Genomic DNA, 19,546 nt, shown 5'->3' with positions numbered 1-19,546 from the left:
GGGCTCCTGTGGCAGCGGTGGTGACACGGGATCCTCCTGCTCAGGTGATCAAGGGCGGGTCGGGTGGCGGCCGCCGAGGCTGACGGACGCTCCCGCTCAACGGTGTGAAGGAGTCCGGACCGCCGCCTTGGGCGCATTCCGGCCCCGTCGGCGGACGTCCGGGGGCCTGGGCGGGTGGTGTCAGGTGGTGAAGGTCTGGTGGCCGAGGACGCGGAGGAATTCCAGGCGTTCGGCGGCGTCGGTGCCGGGCTGGGGCCGGTAGAGGAAGAGGCGGTTGCCGGTGCTGGGGCTCAGGACGACGTCGCATTGCAGGTCGAGGCGGCCGACGTGCGGGTGGAGGAGGGTCTTGCGGGCGGAGCGGACGGTGGCGACCTCGCCCAGTTCCCAGATGGCGGAGAACTCCTCGCTGCGCTCGAGCAGGTCGTTGACGAGCTGCTCGCCTGCCGGGTGAGGGCCGTGGCGGAAGACGGCCGCGCGCAGGTCGGCGACGATGACGCGGCCGAGTGATGCGTGGTCCTCCTGCGGGTACAAACCGCGGCCTGTGGGGTGGGTGAACCAGAGCCAGGCGCCGTTGCCCTCCCGGCCCGGACGGTTGGCCAGCGGTCCCAGCAGGGCGACGGCCGCGGCGTTCTGCACGATCACCGTGCCGAGCTCGTCGACAATCTGCGCGGGGGTGTCGGTGAGGGCGTCGACGATGTGCATCAGCCCGGGGTCGGCGTAGCCGTCGGCGGAGTGGTGCTGTGGGGGCTGGTAGCCGGCGACGGCGTAGAGGTGGTCGCGTTCGTCGGTGGACAGGCGCAGGGCGCGGGCGAGGGCGCCGATCAGGGCTTCGGAGGGGTTGACTCCGCGTGCCTGTTCGAGGCGTTCGTAGTAGTCGGTGGAGATGTTCGCCAGCATGGCCACTTCCTCGCGGCGCAGGCCGGGGGTGCGGCGCCGTCCGCCGGGAATGAGGCCGACGTCGGCGGGGCGCAGGGCCTCGCGGCGGGCGCGCAGGAAGCGGCCCAGCTCTCGGCGGTCGGTCATCTTCGGTGCTCCCTGGCGGTACGGCGGGCACTGCGAGCAGATCGGGGCGGGACCGGCTCGCAGTCGCTGACATGACCAGCTTGATACGTCCGCCTCCGGTTATCCACGTACTGCCGGACCGACGATAAACGCACCGTGGATACCTCTTCGTGCCTGCAGCAGGCTGGGAGACAGCCGCTGGGAGACCTCCTCCCGGACCGGTGTTTTCGCACGTAGACGGTGCTTTGCAGCCGTCGAGCACTGCTGAGGAGCTTCATCCCATGGCCAAGTGGACCAGCGCCCGCATCCCCGACCAGAAGGGCCGGACGGCTGTCGTGACCGGGGCCAACAGCGGTCTGGGTTTCCAGACGGCCCGAGAGCTGGCCCGTCACGGCGCCCACGTCGTGATGACCGCCCGGGACCGTAACCGCGGCACCGCCGCCGTGGAGCGGCTCCTGGCCGAGCAGCCGAGGGCGAGCGTCGAGCTGCGCCTGCTGGACCTGTCCGACCTGGACTCGGTGACCGCCTTCGCACAGAAGATCCTCGACGACGGCCTGCCGGTGGACGTCCTGGTGAACAACGCGGGCGTCATGTGGCCCCCGCACCGGCTCACGCCGCAGGGCTACGAGCTGCAGTTCGCCACCAACCACCTCGGCCACTTCGCGCTCACCGGCCTGTTGCTGGGCCATCTGGAGAAGTCCGCCGCCCAGGGCCGCGACGCCCGCGTGGTGACGGTCAGCTCTGTCGAGCACCGCGGCGGCACCATCTTCTTCGACGACCTGCACGGCGAACGCGGCTACGCCCCGCGCGCCTACTACTCCCAGTCCAAGCTCGCCAACACCCTGTTCGGCCTGGAACTCGACCGGCGGCTGCGCGCGACCGGATCGACGGTGACCAGCGACCTGGCCCATCCGGGCTACGCGAGCACCAACCTGCAGTCCAGCGGCCCGACCGGCTTCCTGCGGTTCTTCTTCTCCAAGATCGCCAATCCGCTGATGGCCCAGCCCGTAGAGAAGGGAGCCTGGAACCAGCTCTACGCGGCCACCGCACCCGGGGTGAAGGGCGGCCAGTTCATCGGCCCGGACGGCTTCGGCGAGTACCGCGGCCACCCCACCGTCGTCCACCCCGACAAGGCCGCCCAGGACCTGGACGTCGCCCGTCGGCTGTGGTCGGTCTCCGAGCAGCTCACCCAGGTCCACTACCCCTCCCACTGACCGTTGCCCGACACCACCACGTCAATCGACGAAGACATCCGGAAGGCGCCACAGATGACCATGCACAAGCGTGTCCTCGGCCGCCAGGGCCTGACCACTTCCGCCCTGGGGCTGGGCACGATGGGGATGACGATGTTCTACGGCCCCAGCAACCGCGAGGAGAACATCACCACCATCCACCGCGCGTTCGACCTGGGGGTGACCCTGTTCGACACCGCCGAGGTCTACGGTGGCGGCACCGGATCGAACGAGCGGCTGCTCGGTGAGGCCGTCAAGGGCTTCCGCGACGAGGTGGTGCTGGCCACCAAGTTCGGCTACGACCTCGCCAACCCCGGCGCTCTCAACAGCCGGCCCGACAACATCCGCAAGGTCGCCGACAACAGCCTGCGCTACCTCGGCACCGACCACATCGACGTCCTCTACCAGCACCGCGTCGACCCGGACGTGCCGATCGAGGAGGTCGCCGGGACGGTGAAGGAACTGATCGAGGCGGGCAAGGTCCGCTACTTCGGTCTGTCCGAGGCCGGCCCCGAGACCATCCGCCGCGCCCACGCCGTGCAGCCGGTCTCGGTCCTGCAGACCGAGTACTCCGTCTTCGAGCGGCACGTCGAGGACACCGTCCTGCCGGTCGTGCGCGAGCTCGGGATCGGGTTCGTGCCGTATGCCCCGCTGGGTCGCGGGTTCCTCACCGGAGCGATGAAGCCGGCCGACCAGTACACCGCGGACGACTGGCGCCGCCTCGACCCGCGCTGGCAGGGCGAGAACTTCGAGGCCAACGCCCAAGCCGTCGCCGCCCTCACCGAGCTCGCCGCTTCCGAGGGCATCACCACCGCCCAGCTCGCCCTTGCCTGGCTGCTCGCGCAGGGCGACGACATCGTCCCCATCCCCGGCACGCGCAGCCCCGAGCGCCTGGCGGAGAACATCGGCGCCACCGGCGTCACGCTCACCGGCCACGGCCTCGCCCGGATCAAGGAGATCCTGCCGAACGGCGCCTTCGGCGACCGCTACGCGGCCCCCTTCATGCCCAAGGGCTGACACGACCCCGACCCGCCTACGGCGCGTCCGGTGGGTCAGTCGCCGCGGCTTCAACGGCGTTGGCAGTTGGCCCGCTGGTCCCGGCGTTCGGGGATCGTGTGCCGGATCTGCCGTCGCCGTAACAGCGATTGCGGCGGGAACTGTACGCTTCGTCGCCGCGAACGTGGTCCGGGCGTGCTCTTCGGCAAGTGCGGCTCAAGCCGGGCCCACTCCCGATCCGACACATCTCCTCGCCCCACGCCAGCCGGAACGACCCCGGCACGACTCGGTCACGCGATTCGCCGGAGACGCCTTAGCCGACGAGGGGCTCTTCCGCTTCGAGTTGGCGGGCGGTGTCGTGAACGAGGGTGCGGAACCAGCGGTGGCCGGTGTCGTGGGTGTGGACAGGGTGCCACCACAGGGCCTCGTTGATCGGCCCGGCGTCGAAGGGACAGGAAAGCACGCGCAGGGACGGTGGTAGGGGGATGGCCCTGGTCAGGCGCCGCTGGATGACGGCGACGCGGTCGGTGCCGGCCACGTACAGGGGCAAGGCCAGGAAGCTGTCGGTGACCGCTTCGGGCTTCAGCTGGAGGCCGCTTTCGGCGAGGCGGTGCAGCATGAAGCGGGAGTCGCGCGGCTCGAACTGCCCCAGCACCCACCGCAATCCGCCGATGTCGTCCGCACCGGGTGCGGCGCGGGTGAGGGGGTGGTGCCGGTCGGCGATGACGACCCATTCGTCGGCGAAGAGCGCCAGGTTCGGCAGCCCGCTCACGCCGCTGTCCCGGGGCGCGATCAGCCCGTCCGCCGCGGAGGCGCCGGCTTCGTCGTGCATGGCTTCGGGAGTGCCGAACTGGCGGAACCGCAGCCGGGCATGCGGTGCCCGCTCCTGGAAGGCGGTCAGGAGCCGGGGGCCGAGGACGGTCATGGCGTAGTCGGAAACGTGGAGGGTGAACTCCCGCTCGGTGGTGGCGTGGTCGAAGTGGGATTTGGTGGCGAAGAGCCGGTCGGAGAGCTGCAGGACGCTGCCGGTCTGTTCCTGCAGTTGTTGTCCGAGGGGGGTGAGGCGGTAGCGGTTGCCCTCGCGTACGAGCAGGTCATCGCCGAAGTGCCGGCGCAGGCGTGCGAGCATCGCGCTGGCCGCCGGCTGGCTGACCCCGATCCGCTCGGCCGCGCGGCTGACGTGCCGCTCCTCGAGCAGGGCCTGCAGGGCGACGAGCAGGTTGAGATCAGGACGGGCCACACCCCAAGGCTATCAGCCAGGCTGATACATTCATATGGATCATTGATTTCCTTTATGCCTGGTGCGGCAGAAGACTCGATGGCATGAACCAGCCCGAACCGAGCCTCGCGCTCACCAACGCTCTGCTGATCGACGGCACCGGCGGACCCGTGATCGACGGCGCGACCGTCGTCGTCTCCGGCGGACGGATCGCCGCCGCCGGGACCGGAGCACCGGTCCCTCCCCACGCGAGGGTGGTCGACCTGGAGGGCAAGGCGGTCCTTCCGGGGCTGATCGACGCCCATGTGCACTTGGGAGGGCTGGGCTTTCGGAGCACGCCGCCGTTCGGCGGCCGGGCCGCCACCGACGACTACGCCGCCGCTCGGGAAGGGGCCTTGCGGTACGGGGTCACCACCCAGCGCAGCCTGGGCGACTTCCTCCACGACAGCATCGCCGTGCGGGACGGCATCGAGAACGGCACCCTGGCCGGGGCCCGGGTCGTGACCAGCGGGCCGAGCTTCCAGGTCGAGGGCGGGCACCCCAGCGCCACCGTCTGGGGCAGCGAGCCGGCAGCCGTGCGGGAAGGTGCCCGCATGCCGAAGACTGCCGGAGAAGCGGAGCGCATGGTCGATGAGCTCGCCGCCGCGGGCGTCGACCTCGTCAAGATCATTATTTCGAACAACGCGATCTTCGGGCCGGCCCGCCCTGAACTGAAGATGCCCTGGCACCTCACCGAGGCCATCGCCGATGCCGCCCACGCCCGCGGGCTGCGGGTCGCTGCCCACACCGAGACCGTCGAGGACGCCAGGACGGCGGTCGAGCGCGGTGTCGACGACATCGAGCACCTGGTGCTGCGCGCGGAGGAACCGCAGGACGAGGCCGCCGAGGCGCTGTTCGCCCTCATGGCCGACCGCGGCACCTACCTCGTACCCACCATGGTGGCCCACCAGTTCGAGGCGAGAGCCGACGGGGACGCCCGCACCCTGCGCTACGGCAACCATCTGGTCCACCGCGCCTACGAGGCGGGCGTACGGCTCGGGGTCGGCTCGGACGCGCACTCCCCGGGGCTGCACGGCTGGAAGCTGCGCGACGAGCTGGTGATGATGGTCCACGACCAAGGCATCCCGGCCCCCGCGGCCCTGTCCATGGCGACGAGGACCAATGCCGAGCTGCTCGGCATCGCCGACCGCCTGGGCACCGTCGAGCCGGGCAAGATCGCCGACCTGCTGATCGTCTCCGGCAACCCGGCCCAGGACATCACCGCCATCGGCCGTGTCCACCAGGTGATCCGAAGCGGCCGAGTCGTCTTCGACGGCGAGGGAGCGTGACCACGTGACAAAGATCGACGTCCATCACCACTTCCTGCCCGACTTCTACCGCCAGGCTCTGATCGACAACGGGCACTCCCGCCCCGACGGCATCTGGGGCATCCCCGGCTGGGACGAGACCTCCGCCCTCCGGATGCTCGACGAGGCCGGGATCGCCAAGGCGTATCTGTCGATCTCCTCCCCCGGAGTCCACTTCGGCGACGCGGCCGCGGCCCGTGTTCTGGCCCGGCGGGTCAACCAGGAGGCCGCGCGGCTCGCGCGCGCCCACCCGGGCCGGTTCGGGTTCTTCGCCTCGACGCCGCTGCCCGACATCGACGGAGCCCTGGCGGAGATCGCGTACGCCTTCGACGAGCTCGGCGCCGACGGCGTGGTCTTCGAGACCAACTTCGACGGCCTCTACCTGGGCAACGAGCAGTTGGAGCCGGTCTATACCGAACTCGGCCGCCGTAACGCCGTGTTGTTCCTGCACCCCACCAGCCCCGCCGCCCCCTGTACCGGGCATGCCCCGGCCCTGCCGTATCCGCGGCCCATGCTGGAGTTTCTCTTCGACACCACCCGGACGGTGACCGACATGGTGCTCTCCGGTGTACTGGAGCGTCACCCCGGCCTCCGCGTGATCGTCCCGCACGCCGGTGCCGTCCTGCCCGCCGTCGCCTCGCGCGTCGACGTCATCGGCGCGCGCACGGCCGGCAAGGAACACCGGCAGCCGATGCGCAACGCCCTGCGCACGCTCCACTTCGACCTGGCGGGCATGCCCCTGCCCGAGATGCTGCCGGCCCTGCTGAACGTCGCCGACCCGGCCCGTCTCCACTACGGCAGCGACTGGCCCTTCACCCCACTGCCGGAAGTCCTCGCCTGGGCCAAACGCCTCGAAGCGGCCACCACCGCCCTCGGTGAGGACGGCATGGCCAAGGCCCTGCGCACCAACACCGAGGCACTCTTCAGCTGAACATCCGAACATCGCTGCCCGCCGGCTGCCCGTACAGCCGGCGGGCAGCCCCGCACCGCGTGCTGAGCGCGCGGGCGGCCTTTCAGCGCCGGCGGTCGCCGGCCGTCTTCTCGACGTGATCGCCCATCACCTCGGCGAGACGCTCCAGTGCCTCGATCACCTCGGCGCGGGCGCCGCCCAGCGCATGGAACATCTCGGCCTCCACCGTCAGGCGCCGGGGGAAGAGCGAGTCCATCAGGCGCTTTCCCTCCTCGGTGATCGTCACCAGCGACGCACGCCGGTCGGCCGGATTGGGCGCACGCTCGATCAGCCCCCGCCGCTCCAGCTTCGCCAGCGCCTTGCTCACCGCCGCCTGGGTCAGCCCCAGGTCCTCGGCGAGCCGGCGCGCGATCACCGACTCCTCCTCATAACGCAGCGGCACCAGGAAATCCAGCTCCTGCAACGTCAGCGGGGCGCCCTCGACGAGCGGTTCCACCGCGCGGTCCAGCAACGACGCGCACCGCTTGATGAGCGTGACGATCTCCATCGAGGACGTGTCCAGCCCAGGGTTGTTCGCCGCCCACTGGCCGCGGACCCTGCCCGAGTGCGCGTGCACCGGACCTCCAATTGCTTAACCGGTTATGTATTGGTTACGGTTTCTCTCATGGTATCCCCGACCCGAACCACACACAGCACCCCCCGCACGACCGCCCCCGCAGGCCGCAGCGCCGCCCTGATCGCCGTCCTCGGCGCCCTCAGCGCCGTGGCACCGCTGGCCACCGACATGTACGTACCCGGCTTCCCCGCCATGGGAGCCGCCCTGCACGCAAACAGCACGGCGATCCAGCTGACCATGACCACCTTCCTCGCCGGCCTGGTCGCCGGCCAGCTGGTCATCGGCCCCCTCAGCGACGCCATGGGCCGGCGCAGACTCCTCATCGGCGGCACCGCCGCCTTCGCCGCCCTGTCCCTGGCCTGCGCCCTCGCACCGAACGTCCAGACGCTCCTGATCCTGCGCCTGCTCCAGGGCGTCGCGGCCGCCACCGGCATGGTCCTCGCCCGCGCCGTCCTCACCGACCGCTTCGACGGCCCCGAGGTCCCCCGCTACTTCGCCCTGCTCGCCCAGGTCCTGGGCATCGCCCCGGTGGCCGCCCCCGTCCTCGGCGGCGCCATCCTCAGCGTGACCACCTGGCGCGGCATCTTCGTCGCCCTCGCCCTGGCCGGCGCCCTGCTCACCGTGGCAGTGCTGGCCAAGGTCCCCGAGACCCTGCCCCCGCAGAACCGGCAATCACAGGGGCTGGCGAACACATTCCGCACCATGGGCGGCCTGTGCCGTCGGCGCGCGTTCATGGGGTACGTCCTCGTCCTCGGCCTCACCTCGGCCGCGCTGTTCGCCTACATCAGCGGGTCCAGCTTCGTCTTCGAGCACCTGCACGGTGTCTCGTCCACGGCCTACTCCCTGATCTTCGCCACCAACGCCGTCGGCATGCTGATCGCGGGCTTCGCCTTCAGCAGGCTCTCCCGGAAGATCAGCCTCAACACCATGCTGACCACGGGCGTCGCCATATGCGGCCTCGGGGTGACCGGCCAGCTGGCCATCCTCGGCACAGCCGGCGAAACCCTCGCCGGCACCTGGGCCAGCCTCTTCGTCACCCTCCTCGGCGTCGGACTGATCTTCCCCGCCGCCACCACCCTCGGCCAGGCCCTCGGCCGCACCGCCCCCGGAGCCGCCTCCGCCCTCCTCGGCGGACTCCAATTCCTCTTCGGCGCCCTCGCCTCCCCCCTCGTCGGCCTCTTCGGCGAAACCAGCTCCACCCCCATGGCCCTCATCATGCTCATCGCCGTCGCCCTCGCCGCCCTCGCCCTGATCACCCTCGCCCGCCCCTGGCTCCGCCACGGCGAAACGCTCACCGACAACTGACCTCCACCTCGTTCCATCACACCATCCCGGGGCCTCTTCCAGCGCGGGAGGATGGACCTTGCCTGGCTGCCCCCTGCCCTGAGTTGAGGTTGTGCGCGATGTCTTCCAGCCCTGAGCCCGGGGAGGCTGCGACGACAGCCTCCAGCATCCCCGCCCGCCGGACGCTGCGCTCCGATCAGCAGCAAGCGGTGGAGAGCGGGGTCCGGTATCTGCGAAAGCCTGGAACTCGGGGTCATATGGTGTCGGCGTGTGGGACGGGTAAGACGCTGATCGCGTTGCGGACGGCTGAGGCGCTGGATATCCGGTTTCTGCTGGTGGTAGTGCCGTCGAGGGATCTGATCGCCCAGTGGGCCCAGGCCGCGCGTGTGGATGGCCGTACCGAGGCGTTGATGGCGGTGTCGTCACTGAACGCCGGCAAGCACCCCGTCCTGGCGGGTGCGGGTGCGGTGTCTACGAGGTCGGGGGAGTACCTGGCGTATTGGCTGGCCCAGCGCGCCAGGAGGAACGAGCGGGCGATCGTGTTCGTCACTTTGGACTCTCTCCCGCGGATTGAGGAGATCCAGCACTCGGTCTTCACCGCCCCGGTCTTCGATCTCATGATCGTGGATGAGGCGCATCGCACCGCGGGCTCCTGGGACAAGGAATGGACGATGATCCATGACAACCAGCGTGTCCCGGCTGACCGGCGCCTGTATCTGACGGCGACTCCTTACGAGTGGGAAGCCCCCCGCCTGGCCGAACCCCCGGACCAGCGCCCTCAGCCCAAGCGCACCGCCTCGACCGCCCCCGCGTGGGAGTCCCCGTCCCAGATCGCCTCCATGGACGACCCAAAGGTGTTCGGCCCTCGCCTGCACACCTACACCCATGCCCAGGCGATCGAGGACGGCGTCCTTGCCGACTACCAGCTCCTGGTCCCCACCATCACCGGCACCGACCTGCGCACGGTCCTGACCGATCCCGACCGTGCGCACACCGGTTTCGCCCCGACCGCGCGCCGGACGACCGCCCTGCACCTGGCCGTCCTCAAAGCAATGACCGAGCACGACCTCCGCCACGTGATCGTCTACTTCCTGATGGTCTGCGTCTGACTGCCAGTGTCTGATCGTCATCCGGATGTCAGTGGCATGTCCGGTCTGAGCAGGCATGAAGCGCTGACACTCTCTGCCGATTCTTTAAGACACTGGTGACGGAATCCCAGGTCAATGTTGTGCAGACCGGTATAGCCGCAAGCTCGTCCGCGGTCTGGTCCGTGTATGCGTTTCGAGGCCGAAGACCTCAAATGGTGCCGGCCCCGGGGAGTGAGGTCGGGAGCCCAATCGGCGGGTGGGCCAACGGAATCGACGTGCCATGTAGGTTGCTGGTCGGGAGCAGCCGGTCCAGGACCGCGTTGTGTTCCTGGAACACCACACGCCCTCCGGCGCACAGTTCTCGGGCGAGCTGCGGGCCGATGCCCTCGGCGGGCAGCGGGCCCAGCGGCACCGCCGATGGGGTGGCCGCGGCGTCGTGGAGCGTGGCCGTGTCCATCGCGACGAGATCGGCACCGTACAGGCGCGCGACGGTGTGTGCGATGCTCAGCCCTGGCCCGTCCAGGTCTCCGGCATACCTCAGTGCGAGGCCCTGGTCGACGGCGAGTTGCAGCAGGGCTTGGTTGACGGCGCGCAGCTGTCCGCTGGTGCAGGCCAGTGCCATCTCGCTGCCGCGCGCGAGGGCGGCTTCGAGGACGGAGGGGTTCTCCACTACGGTCAGGGCCTGAGTGGGGTCCAGGCGGGGGGGAGTGCGGGTCAGGTCGATCAGGTGCAGTGAGACGGGCGTGACCGCCTCACGCAGGCGTCGGTCGACGGGTCCGTCGCCGACCACGGCGACGTGGTGGAGCAGGACGGTGGCGGTGAGCCGGTCGGCGACCACCCCGACGTCCTCGAGCAGGGCGCGGACCCGGTCCGGCCGGCTGGGTTCCTCCCGCCCCGTCAGTTCGGCGGCCAGTGCTACGAGCCGGGCGTCGGCGAGGGTGTCGAGGTCGAAGAAGTGCGGGTCGCCGGCGGTGTCGTGGGCGAGCTTGGGCAGCGGCATCGGCGGGTCGGCCGGCAGTTTTCCTGCCGCTGCTGTGAGGGCGTCGATCAGATGCCGCACCCCCGCACTGTTGTCGTTGGTTCCGGCGGCGCGCATCCGCGCCACCGGCCCTGGACGCTCCGGCAGCCGCGCCGCGGCGTACTTGCCACAAGTCCTGGCAGCAGCGCCGCGTCGTCTTCACGCTGCCGTGCGCGGTCGACGACCGGCTGGCCGACGGCCTGCTCCACCAGCGCCACCAGGTCCGTCGGCTCCAGCCGCAGGACTTGACACAGTGCCCGTACGGGCACCCGGGCATAGCCTTGTGCGTCCACCGCTATGGCGGAGGTCCCGCGACGCTGCCTGCCTGCATCGTCCAGCCACGCCCGCAAAGCGGCGATCCCAGTCGAACACGCAAGCTGACAGCCCGTCGTGAGCAAAGCGTGCCAGCTCAAGGGGCCAGGAAGCTGCCGGGCGAGGACATTGCGTCTTGGGGAAGGCGCTCGGCGTGCGCGCGTAGATGTCGTGCCTCTGCGAGCAGTAACGGGCCGAAGACGTTCTCGGGAGCTTGGGGCGTCAGCCGGTGGAAGGCGCGGGCGCCGGCCAGCTGAGGGCGTGCCCACGCTGGGATCGCGGACAGGCGGCATCTTCGGTGGCCGGGCTCGTGCGTCTTGATGGCGCAGATGTCACCGGTGATGTCGAGGTCTCGCGTCCATCGCAGGCTGCCCAGGCTGCCACCGGTGAACGCCGCCACGCTCAGCGCCCCTGCGATGAGTGGGTGAGCGAGGACTGCGAGTGCGGCAGTGACCTCCGGCGCGACCGCGTTCGCAGGGGTGGCCGGGGCCAGCTGGGCTGTTGCAGCGGCTCCGGCACACACGTGACCCGGTCGCGGCACCCTCGACACGGACTGCGCATACCCCGGTCGGACAGGAGGCAGCCCTGGCATAGTGGGCGTCGGCCCGGTTGCGCCGGTCGGTGCTGAGGGGAAGCAGGGGTGCACGGGGGTGGGGCCGGGCTCGGTGACTACCGACGCGAACTGGCTCGGGTCGCGGACACACCGTACCTGGGCCAGGGGCGGCGGCAGCCGGTGCGGGGCCTTGTGCCACAGCAGTGTCAGCTGTGCTTCCGTCAACTTGCGCCAGGCGAGAAGTTGGTCGATCCGCCGGGTGGTCAGTAGATGGGCGCGGGGGACCACAACGTGCCGGACCCCGTTCGCGACAGCCCAGGCAGCCGCGGCCAGCCACGCCGCGTTCACCGAGTCCAGCCACACGTCAGCGGAGCCGGGCCCGGGGGCCAGCCGCTTGCCCAGCGCGTACAGCACGTCGTGCGCCAGCGCGGCCGGGCTGCCGCTCGCGGGTGTCGGATGCACAGTGATACAGCCTTTCGCGGGGCGGTGTGCCTGCAGCGCCGCCCGTGTGTAGAACAGGTCGTCCTGCTCGTCCACCACGATCGTCACCTCGCCGTACGCCACTGCCACCACCCCGTCATGTCTCTGCTACGCGCCGGCGGCCCCCGGACGCGGAAGCGCCAGGCGGTCAGTCACGCATGATTGTTCGCGGCGGTCCGAGCTCTCCGAGCCGCCGCGGGCTAGGGCCGTTGCTACATGCCGCCCAGCTTGCTGTAGACCCACCTGACAAGGTCGTCGTTGATCTCGGTCAGCCCCATCTTCTTCATTCCGTAGAGCATGTGCTTGGTGATGGTGGCCCAGTTGCGGAAGTTGCCGTGGGCGGCGGCACGGTCGATGCCGCGGATCGTCTTCTGGTCGACCCCCGCCCACAGGGAGTGGAACGCTGGCAGCGTGGTGACGACCTCGTCCTCGGGCATGCGCTTGAACTTCTGCCAGATGAAGATCCGCGACGCCAGCATCGGCTCGCGCTTGAGGATCCTGTAGCAGTTGTCGCCGCCGGCGAAGATCACTGCGATGTCAGTGTTGCGGTCGTCCCACAGGTGGCGCCAGTACTCGAACGAACTGCGGCCCATCCACTGGGCCTCGTCGCACACCAGAACCCGGAACGTCTGCGACAGTGTCTCCTTCAAGAGGGTGTCGAACTCGATCGGTCGGGTCGGCGGTTCCCCGGGCAGCCCCAGAGCGCGGAAGAGGCCGTGGCGGATGTCGCGGGGCGTCGGGCCCGAGCGCAGCTCCAGGCGGTAGGTGATGTCAGGGGCGACCTTGCGCAGCGCCGAGTTCACCGACATCGTCTTGCCGTAACCGGCCGCTCCGTAGGCGACCGTCATGGCCTTGGCCTCGATCGTCGCCTGGATGTTGTCCAGCGTCGTCATGAGCGTGTCGGTGGCTACCAGGTGCGCGTCTAGGTGGTGGAAGTGGTCGTCGCCCTCCGGGGGGAGCTTGCCGTAGTCCATGTCGTCGCTCACATGTTCTCCTCAGAGATGTTGGCTTCTGACGGGTCCGCGCCTGGGGGGATCGGGCACGCCCACCCGTCCGGGATGGGCTGGTGCGGGATGTAGCCAGGATTGGCCCGCCGCAGGTCTGTGGCGGCTGATTCGGAGAGCTCTGCCTCGGCTTCCGCCTCGGTCAGCGCTCCCAGGCGCTGGGGCGGGGATGGTGTGGTGACGGCTTTGAAGCGCTCGCGGCGCAGCCGTGCGGCAGCCTTCATGTCCGCGCGAAGCCGCCGTGCCTTGGCCGTGCGGGCTTTGCGAACCTCGCGGATCTGCTCCTCGCTGGCCGCCTCGGCCAGGACCGCAGTGCCCAGGTACACGCCATCAAGATCGAAGACCTCGATGGTCGTGTCGTGGTGAGGCAGGTGGCGTACCGCGACACGAACACCGGCCTGGCCGACCATCCAGGGAGCGATGTAGTGGCGGTTGCGCCACCGCACTCCCTGCGTGGTGATGGTTCGGGTACGCCCATCGTCCTCAAGCCCGAAGGAGGCCAGCCGTTCGGTAGGGACGTCGTGCAGGGGAGTGGGGTCCGACCGCCAGGCCTCCATCGGGGTGCGGCCACCCAGGGCTTTGGGCTGGTGCTCGGTGTTCCACCAGTGCACCCACTTCATCAGCAGTTCCACGAACGCCTCGAAGGTGAGTGCGGGCTCGTCTGGATCCGCGGTGCGCCCGCCGGTGAGCCTCTGTCGGTGGACGTAGCGCGGCATGGAGACGAACAGCATCTCCTCGGCGGCGCCGTTGAGCGCCTCAATGGTGCCCTTCAGATGCGGGCTGTAGGCGGGGAGGTCGACAACGGGTACCGCGAAGGCACCCAAAGCCGAGGCCACGGCGGTGCACAAGAACTCCTTGCCGCGGTCCACACGAACCAGACCAGGCAGCCCACCGGCCGGTCCGAAAGGCTCGGCGCGGTCCAAGGCCATCCGCAGAGCCGCTAGGACCGCATCTGCGCTGGGTGCGTGGGGTGTCACGGCCACGCCCATGATGATCTTGGTGGCGCAGTCGATAAACCACGTCACCCAGGGCTGTACCAGGTCATCCTCGACCCACACCCGCACGGGTACACACTTGTGGTCGCCTTCCCAGGCGGCGTTGCGGTGCTCTGCCGGGCGCTTCCCGAACACGTCGAATGCCCGCCGGGCGGCCTCCCCATGGGCAAGACCGGCCCGGTCCCCAGGAGTCAGGTCCCGCCGCAGCGCCCGGTGGATAGTCGCCAGCGACGGAACCGCAGGCAACTGGGGATCGGCCAGGGCCCGCTGACGCAGCTCGCGGTGCACGGCGGAGGCGTTGCCTCCCCACAGCACCAGCAGGCGGCGGATCTCCGGTGTGACGGTGAACCGCACCCGGGGCGCCGCGTCGACCTCTCCGGTGGCGCGCGCTTCGGCGATCCACCGCCACACCGCTCGTTCCGACCGGCCCAGAGCCTGGGCGACCAGCCGTACGTGCGCGCTGGTCAGCTCGCCGTGCTGGTCCAGCGTCATCAATCGCGGCACTGCGGCCGACCGTCCCGAGTGGGCAGTGAAGGCCGGTTTGCCGGCGCCGTTTGTGTCGGCAGAGGGGTCGCTCATACAACCTGCTCCTTACCTGTGGACGAATTTTGGAAGTAGTCAGAAGCGCCGTGTGTCCCACAAGCCTCGGTGTCCCCGAGAGCGGGTGGCACGGGCGATCCCTCGCCTAGCGCCGTTGGGGCACTGTCGTACGAGGGGAGCCCGCGAGGCGGAGCCTGAAGCCGCTCCCGGGCTCGGTCCCCTTCTCGCCGGCCTGCGCCGGACGCGCGCACCAGGGACTGCACTTGGTGTAGGTAGCTCCACAACGGCCCGGCTATTCGGTAGCGCCTTAGACGGAAGAGGGCGGGTCTTTCCGGACCGGGCCTGGCGCCAGGTTTCGGCCCGGCCGGGCGCAGGATTCTCCGCTCAGGCGTGTTCCACCAGTTGACGGACCCCGTCGCGGATGAAGGCGACTTGCTGCTCCTCGGTAAGCCAGGCGCTGGTGGATCCCTGGACGGTCTTGGTGACCTGCAGGACCTCGTCGACCGCCTCGGCCACCGGATACAGGTGGCTGATGACGGCGACGAGTTGGTCCCGGGCGACGCTGCTGCGCAGGACTGACAAGGTGTCGTCCAGGCGCTCGGAGTCCAGCGATGCGAAGCCCTCGTCCAGGAACAGGCTCTCCAGCCGTTTGTGCCCGCTGCTGTGGAGCTCGACGAGCGCGAGGGCCAGGGCGAGGGAAGCCTGGAAGGTTTCCCCGCCGGAGAGGGTTTCCGGGCCGCGTGCGAGGTTCGTGGGAAGATCCAGGACCTGGAAGTTCTCGGCGAACGCGTAGGTCCCGCCCGAGAGTTCTTTCAGGATGCTGCTGCCGTGGACGAGGAGTGCGCGGGTGCGCCGGTTGGTGAGGTAGGTCAGGAACTTGCGGTCAGTGAGCTGGTCGCTGACTGTCTTCCAGACAGTGATCTGCTTTTCGGCCTCCGTCAGGGCACGGTCCAGCGCGTCGGCATAGGGGATCTGGGACCGGGCGGTGCGCAGGTCGGCCGCGGCCTTGTCGTGGGCGGCCTCCGCGTCGCTGGTCTTGCGGCTGAGCGGATCGAGGACGGCGGGCGCGAGTAGATCGTCGTCTGCCCGCAGGGAGAAGCCGGGATCCGGGTCGGTGTCGGTGGCGTCGGCGCCGGCTTGGCGCAGGAGCTCTTCCTTGAACGCCCGGGATACCTCGGTGGCCTGCCGTCTGGCCTGTTTCAGGTCCTCGGACAGCTGGCGGCTCAGCGACGTCAACGCGCAGGCGTAGGCGTCGGCGGCGGCCAGGTCGGTTCCGTCCGGCACAGGGGGCAGCTCGGCGGGGAGGTCCTCGCCGAGGATGTCGGCGGCGTCGGCGGCCGCGTCCGCCCACCGCTCCAGCTGACGGGTGAGCTTGCGGGCAGGTGTGTGGATTGTGTGCTGGCGGCGTTCCTCCAGGGCCCGGTGTTCCTCGCGGTTGACCGCCAGAGCATTGCGGGTCTGCTCGTGGGCGTCGGAGATCTTCTGGAGCTGGGCGAGGCGCTGCGTGGTTTTCTTCTGCGAGCGGGCGATTTCCGAGGCGCCCGGGAGTTCCTGGGGTGAGGGCTGGGCGGGGCGCACTGAGGGCGGGAGTCCGGCGATCTGCTGCACCAGGGTCTGCAGGTCGCTCTCGTGTTGCGCCATGGCCTTGTCCAGGCGTTTGCGCTCACGCTGCAAACGGCTGCGGCGGCGCTTGAGATCGGCTCGGGCCGCATCGTTTTCGGCCCGTACTGCTGCTGCCTCCTCCTTCGCCCGGGTGAAGGTCGCGAGGGCGTCGGCTTCTACGACGGTGCGCAGCGGTTTCACCAGCTCCCGGATGATGCGGGTGAGCTGGGCGCGGCTGACGGGATCCTGCTCGCTGACGGCATGTGCGCGCGCGAGGGTCTCCTGGCCCATCGCTTCCAAGGCAGCGGACGGGGCAGCCGCGGAGTTGGACCGCAGCGCTTCGATGAGTTCGTGGGCCTGCCGCAGGGATGCTTCCATGCGCTCGCTGGCGGGCTGGTGCTCGCGTCGGTGCTCCGTGAGTGCCTTCTCAGCGGCACTCAACGCAGATGCGGCCTCGGCCAGGGCGGTCACCCCCTTGCTGAGGGCGGTTGTACGCGTGCGGACCGCGAGCTTGGCCCGCTCTAGTGCCTTGGCATCCAAGGGGGGTGGGGGAGTGAAGTCCTGCGGGAGCGGCTGGCTGCACACCGGGCAGGCCTCGCCGGAAGCGAGATGGGCCCCCGCGGTGTGGGCGGCATCGTCGTGCTGCAGTGTCGCGAACTGGTCGGCCGCCGCCTCGTGGGCGCCGCGCAGTCGGTCGAGCCTCTTGTCCAAGGCGGCCCTGCGCGAGCGCAGGTCGTGCACTGTCTCCAGCAGTACAGGTTCAGCGTGCCGGTGCGCGGCCACGGCGGAGGCCTCCTGCAGCGCTTGGCGCACAGCGTCCTGGATGTGCTCGCTGTTCCCGTGCACCTCGGTGGTGGCCTGCTCGGCTCTGGCAGCCGCCTCTTCGAGGGCCGCTTGCTGCTGTTCGCGCTCGTGCAGTTCCTGACGGGCCTGCGCATCCTCCTTCTCCTGCTCGAGGTGCGCGCGCTGCTCCTGTTCCAGCCGTTCGGCCCTGGTGTTCAGATCATGGACGCGGGCGGGCAGGAGCGACAGCACCGCCAAGGCGCCGGACAGGGACAAGACCGTCTCGCCGGCCTCAGCGGCCTCATCCAGCGCTGCCTGCGCTGCCTCCAGCCGGGCCGTCAGGCCCTGGGCGCTCTCCTGCAGCCGCGCGGCCTCGGTGTCGAGCTCCTTCTGCTTGGCGGCAGTCGTGGTGATCGTCAGAGCCGCGTCGCCCACGGCGCGCTGACGCAGTGATCGTGCCGCCTTGTCCAAGTCCCCCGTGCGGTACTGGCGCGCCGCCCGGGTCTGGGCCTCGCGCAGGAGCTGAAGCCGCTCACGTCGCTGGCGGGCCATGCCACGGGTGCGCTCCACCTCCCGTTCGCACTGGGCGGCACTGGCGCGGGGATCATCCAGCAGACGCGCCCGGGCCCGGGTGGCCTGAGCAAGAACGGTGTTGATGCGCTCAACCCGCGTCAGCGTGTACTTGCGTACCCGCTCCAGTTCATCGATGCCGAAAACGCTGCGCAGGATGCCAGCGCGCTCGGTCTTGGTGGCCTTCAACAGAGCATCGAACTCTCCTTGGCGCAGCAGCACCGTGCGGACGAAGCCGTCGAAGCCCAGTCCGACGATCCCGGTGATCGCCTTGGTCACCTCGACCATATTGTCGACCCGCTTGTCCGCACTCCCGTCGGGCAGCGGCTCCAACACGGCCTTGGGGTGCTTGCGGTCCGAGGTCAGGGCGCGGGAGACACGCCACCGTTGCCCGCTCGCCGAGAACTCCAACTCCACACTCATGCACGCGCAGCCGTGGCTGATCAACTCGTAGCCGTCCGACGCCCAGGAGGACCTCCCGTACAGGGCGAACAGGATCGCCTCCAGCACGGTGGTCTTGCCGGCGCCGGTGTGCCCGAGGATCCCGATCAGGCGCTTGTCGGTGAAGTCGATCGTGTGGGTGCCGCAATAGCTGCGCACGTCGGTGAGCGTCAGACGCTCGGGCCTCATGGTGCCTCCGTCCAGGTCTTGGCCACCGCGGCGCGGAGCAGTTCCTCCGCGGGGGCCGGTGCCGGATTCTCCTCGTCGAGTTCGCCAAGCAGACGGGCGAAGGCGTTGACGGTGTCCTCCGCGCTGCTGCCGGTCAGCCCTTGTCCGGCCAGGTAGGCACGGAAGGCGTCCGGCAGGTCCGGCTCGTCGCCGGGATCGGTGTCCAGCACCGTGTCGGGGGAAGCTTCCCGGGCCGGGGTCGCGCTGATCAGGATCGCGGCGGGCGCGATCTCGGCGACCTTGCGTCCGAGCTGCGCATCGGCCGCCTCGCCGGTGATCACCGCCTTGAGGAATGTCCCTGCCAACTGGCCTGCCATGGCCTGCAGTTCGTCGAGGGTGCCGGTGAAGAGGGTCAGCGGGCGGCCACTGGTCAGCGGGCGCGGCATGACCCGGACCGGACGCCCGGGGTCGGCGTCGACGATCACGACGCTCTTGGCCTCGCCGGCTTCGCCGAAGTCGAGTTGGAGCGGGCTGCCGGCGTAGCGGGCGGCGGAAGCCGGCACACCGGCCACGGGCTGAGGGGCGTGGATGTGTCCGAGAGCGGCGTAGGCGACCGCCGGGATGTCTTCCGCGGGGATCGCGTAGTGCGCCTCAAGGCCCGCGTTGCGCTCGCTGCTGGAGGGCCGGGCGCCGGCGACGAACACGTGGGCCGCGAACACCAGCACATCCCGATCGGGATCGTGCCCCTCGTGCAGGCCGGCCACCAGCTGCGCCTGCAGTCCGCGCATCGCCGCGGCGTAGTCGGTGTATGTCGTGCCGAACACCGAGGAGCGCTCCCAGAACCGGTTGGGATGCACGAACGGCATGACGGCCAGCCGGATGCGCTGCTCACCGCCGCAGGCGTCGAAGGTGAGAACGCCGCCGTCGTGCGGCGGACGGAGCCGGTCGATGAAGAACAGACCCCGGCCGCGCGAGGGGCCGCTGAGATAGCCGAGCACCTCGAAGTAGCCGGGAGAGTCGTGGTTGCCGGCCAAGACCACGGTGGGGGCCACCGCCGCAAGCTGGTCCAGCGCACGCATGGCGCGCATCAACTCCCGCCAGGAAGGGCGGGAGGAGTCGAACAGGTCACCGCTGTGCACGATCAGGTCCGGCCTGCTCTCCCGGGCGATCGCCACGATCTCGGCCAGCACGGCGTCGAAGTCCTCGTCCCGGGAATGCCGGTACAAAGTCCGGCCCAGATGCCAGTCGGAGGTATGCAGCAGCCTGCTCATACGGCGCCTTTCTCGGTGCACAGCGTGGGGGGGAGTGGGCAGTCGGCTGCCCTCGAGGCCGGGACTGTACATCACAGAACATGCGGAAAATTGTGCGAACATGCGCAACCCTGAGT

The 19,546-nt window shown here is 69.8% G+C and carries 15 protein-coding genes and 1 pseudogene; 6 read left to right on the top strand and 10 right to left on the bottom strand.

Annotated elements, in window-relative coordinates:
- Positions 1-180: 180 nt before the first annotated feature.
- Complete coding sequence (locus ACMATS_RS00305) at positions 181-1,023, bottom strand: helix-turn-helix transcriptional regulator (protein WP_414166388.1); 843 nt, start codon at positions 1,021-1,023, stop codon at positions 181-183.
- A 260-nt stretch (positions 1,024-1,283) separates the two neighbouring features.
- On the opposite strand from ACMATS_RS00305, the gene ACMATS_RS00300 reads away from it, so the two are divergent.
- Positions 1,284-2,216 (top strand): oxidoreductase, encoded by a 933-nt coding sequence (locus ACMATS_RS00300; protein ID WP_414166387.1) that lies wholly within the window; start codon positions 1,284-1,286, stop codon positions 2,214-2,216.
- Positions 2,217-2,276: 60 nt separating this feature from the next.
- Positions 2,277-3,251 carry an aldo/keto reductase gene (locus ACMATS_RS00295; protein ID WP_414170622.1) on the top strand — a complete coding sequence of 325 codons (975 nt, stop codon included), beginning with the start codon at positions 2,277-2,279 and terminating at the stop codon, positions 3,249-3,251.
- Between the two features lie 53 nt (positions 3,252-3,304).
- On the opposite strand, the pseudogene ACMATS_RS00290 reads toward ACMATS_RS00295, so the two are convergent.
- Positions 3,305-3,432, bottom strand: a pseudogene (locus ACMATS_RS00290) (IS5/IS1182 family transposase); the annotation flags it as partial.
- Between the two features lie 111 nt (positions 3,433-3,543).
- Positions 3,544-4,470, bottom strand: coding sequence for a LysR family transcriptional regulator (locus tag ACMATS_RS00285; protein WP_414166386.1), 927 nt, complete (start codon positions 4,468-4,470; stop codon positions 3,544-3,546).
- Positions 4,471-4,553: 83 nt separating this feature from the next.
- On the opposite strand from ACMATS_RS00285, the gene ACMATS_RS00280 reads away from it, so the two are divergent.
- Positions 4,554-5,777 (top strand): amidohydrolase family protein, encoded by a 1,224-nt coding sequence (locus tag ACMATS_RS00280; RefSeq protein ID WP_414166385.1) that lies wholly within the window; start codon positions 4,554-4,556, stop codon positions 5,775-5,777.
- A gap of 4 nt (positions 5,778-5,781) precedes the next feature.
- Entirely contained in the window at positions 5,782-6,726 is a 945-nt protein-coding gene (locus ACMATS_RS00275) for an amidohydrolase family protein (protein ID WP_414166384.1), read from the top strand.
- 82 nt (positions 6,727-6,808) lie between these two features.
- On the opposite strand, the gene ACMATS_RS00270 is transcribed toward ACMATS_RS00275, so the two are convergent.
- Positions 6,809-7,252 (bottom strand): MarR family winged helix-turn-helix transcriptional regulator, encoded by a 444-nt coding sequence (locus ACMATS_RS00270; RefSeq protein WP_414166383.1) that lies wholly within the window; start codon positions 7,250-7,252, stop codon positions 6,809-6,811.
- Positions 7,253-7,369: 117 nt separating this feature from the next.
- On the opposite strand from ACMATS_RS00270, the gene ACMATS_RS00265 reads away from it, so the two are divergent.
- Together ACMATS_RS00265 and ACMATS_RS00260 are read left to right on the top strand one after the other, a co-directional pair.
- Positions 7,370-8,626 (top strand): multidrug effflux MFS transporter, encoded by a 1,257-nt coding sequence (locus tag ACMATS_RS00265; protein ID WP_414166382.1) that lies wholly within the window; start codon positions 7,370-7,372, stop codon positions 8,624-8,626.
- A 98-nt stretch (positions 8,627-8,724) separates the two neighbouring features.
- A complete protein-coding gene (locus tag ACMATS_RS00260) occupies positions 8,725-9,714 on the top strand; it encodes a DEAD/DEAH box helicase family protein (RefSeq protein ID WP_414166381.1) in 990 nt (329 codons plus the stop codon).
- 187 nt (positions 9,715-9,901) lie between these two features.
- Here the strand turns inward: ACMATS_RS00260 and ACMATS_RS00255 are convergent, their stop codons facing one another.
- The 6 genes from ACMATS_RS00255 to ACMATS_RS00230 all read right to left on the bottom strand — a co-directional run bounded on the left by ACMATS_RS00255 (position 9,902) and on the right by ACMATS_RS00230 (position 19,430).
- Positions 9,902-10,789, bottom strand: a complete 888-nt coding sequence (locus tag ACMATS_RS00255) for a DUF2399 domain-containing protein (RefSeq protein ID WP_414166380.1) — start codon at positions 10,787-10,789, stop codon at positions 9,902-9,904.
- Positions 10,790-11,120: 331 nt separating this feature from the next.
- Positions 11,121-12,146, bottom strand: a complete 1,026-nt coding sequence (locus ACMATS_RS00250; RefSeq protein WP_414166379.1) for a hypothetical protein — start codon at positions 12,144-12,146, stop codon at positions 11,121-11,123.
- Positions 12,147-12,268: 122 nt separating this feature from the next.
- Entirely contained in the window at positions 12,269-13,042 is a 774-nt protein-coding gene (locus ACMATS_RS00245) for an AAA family ATPase (RefSeq protein WP_414166378.1), read from the bottom strand.
- Positions 13,039-14,547, bottom strand: a complete 1,509-nt coding sequence (locus ACMATS_RS00240; protein WP_414170621.1) for a Mu transposase C-terminal domain-containing protein — start codon at positions 14,545-14,547, stop codon at positions 13,039-13,041. The genes ACMATS_RS00245 and ACMATS_RS00240 overlap by 4 nt, the downstream gene beginning before the upstream one ends.
- A 432-nt stretch (positions 14,548-14,979) precedes the next feature.
- The gene (locus tag ACMATS_RS00235; protein WP_414166377.1) at positions 14,980-18,180 is read right to left on the bottom strand and encodes an AAA family ATPase; all 3,201 of its coding nucleotides are present in this window, start codon (positions 18,178-18,180) and stop codon (positions 14,980-14,982) included.
- Positions 18,177-19,430 (bottom strand): metallophosphoesterase family protein, encoded by a 1,254-nt coding sequence (locus ACMATS_RS00230; RefSeq protein WP_414166376.1) that lies wholly within the window; start codon positions 19,428-19,430, stop codon positions 18,177-18,179. Before ACMATS_RS00230 ends, ACMATS_RS00235 begins: the two co-directional genes overlap by 4 nt.
- Positions 19,431-19,546: the final 116 nt, after the last annotated feature.

The organism is Streptoverticillium reticulum, from assembly GCF_047456005.1.
Lineage (GTDB): Bacteria > Actinomycetota > Actinomycetes > Streptomycetales > Streptomycetaceae > Streptomyces > Streptomyces reticulum.
Note: the sequence above shows the minus strand (reverse complement) of the source record. Positions and strands in the feature narration are given on the sequence as shown.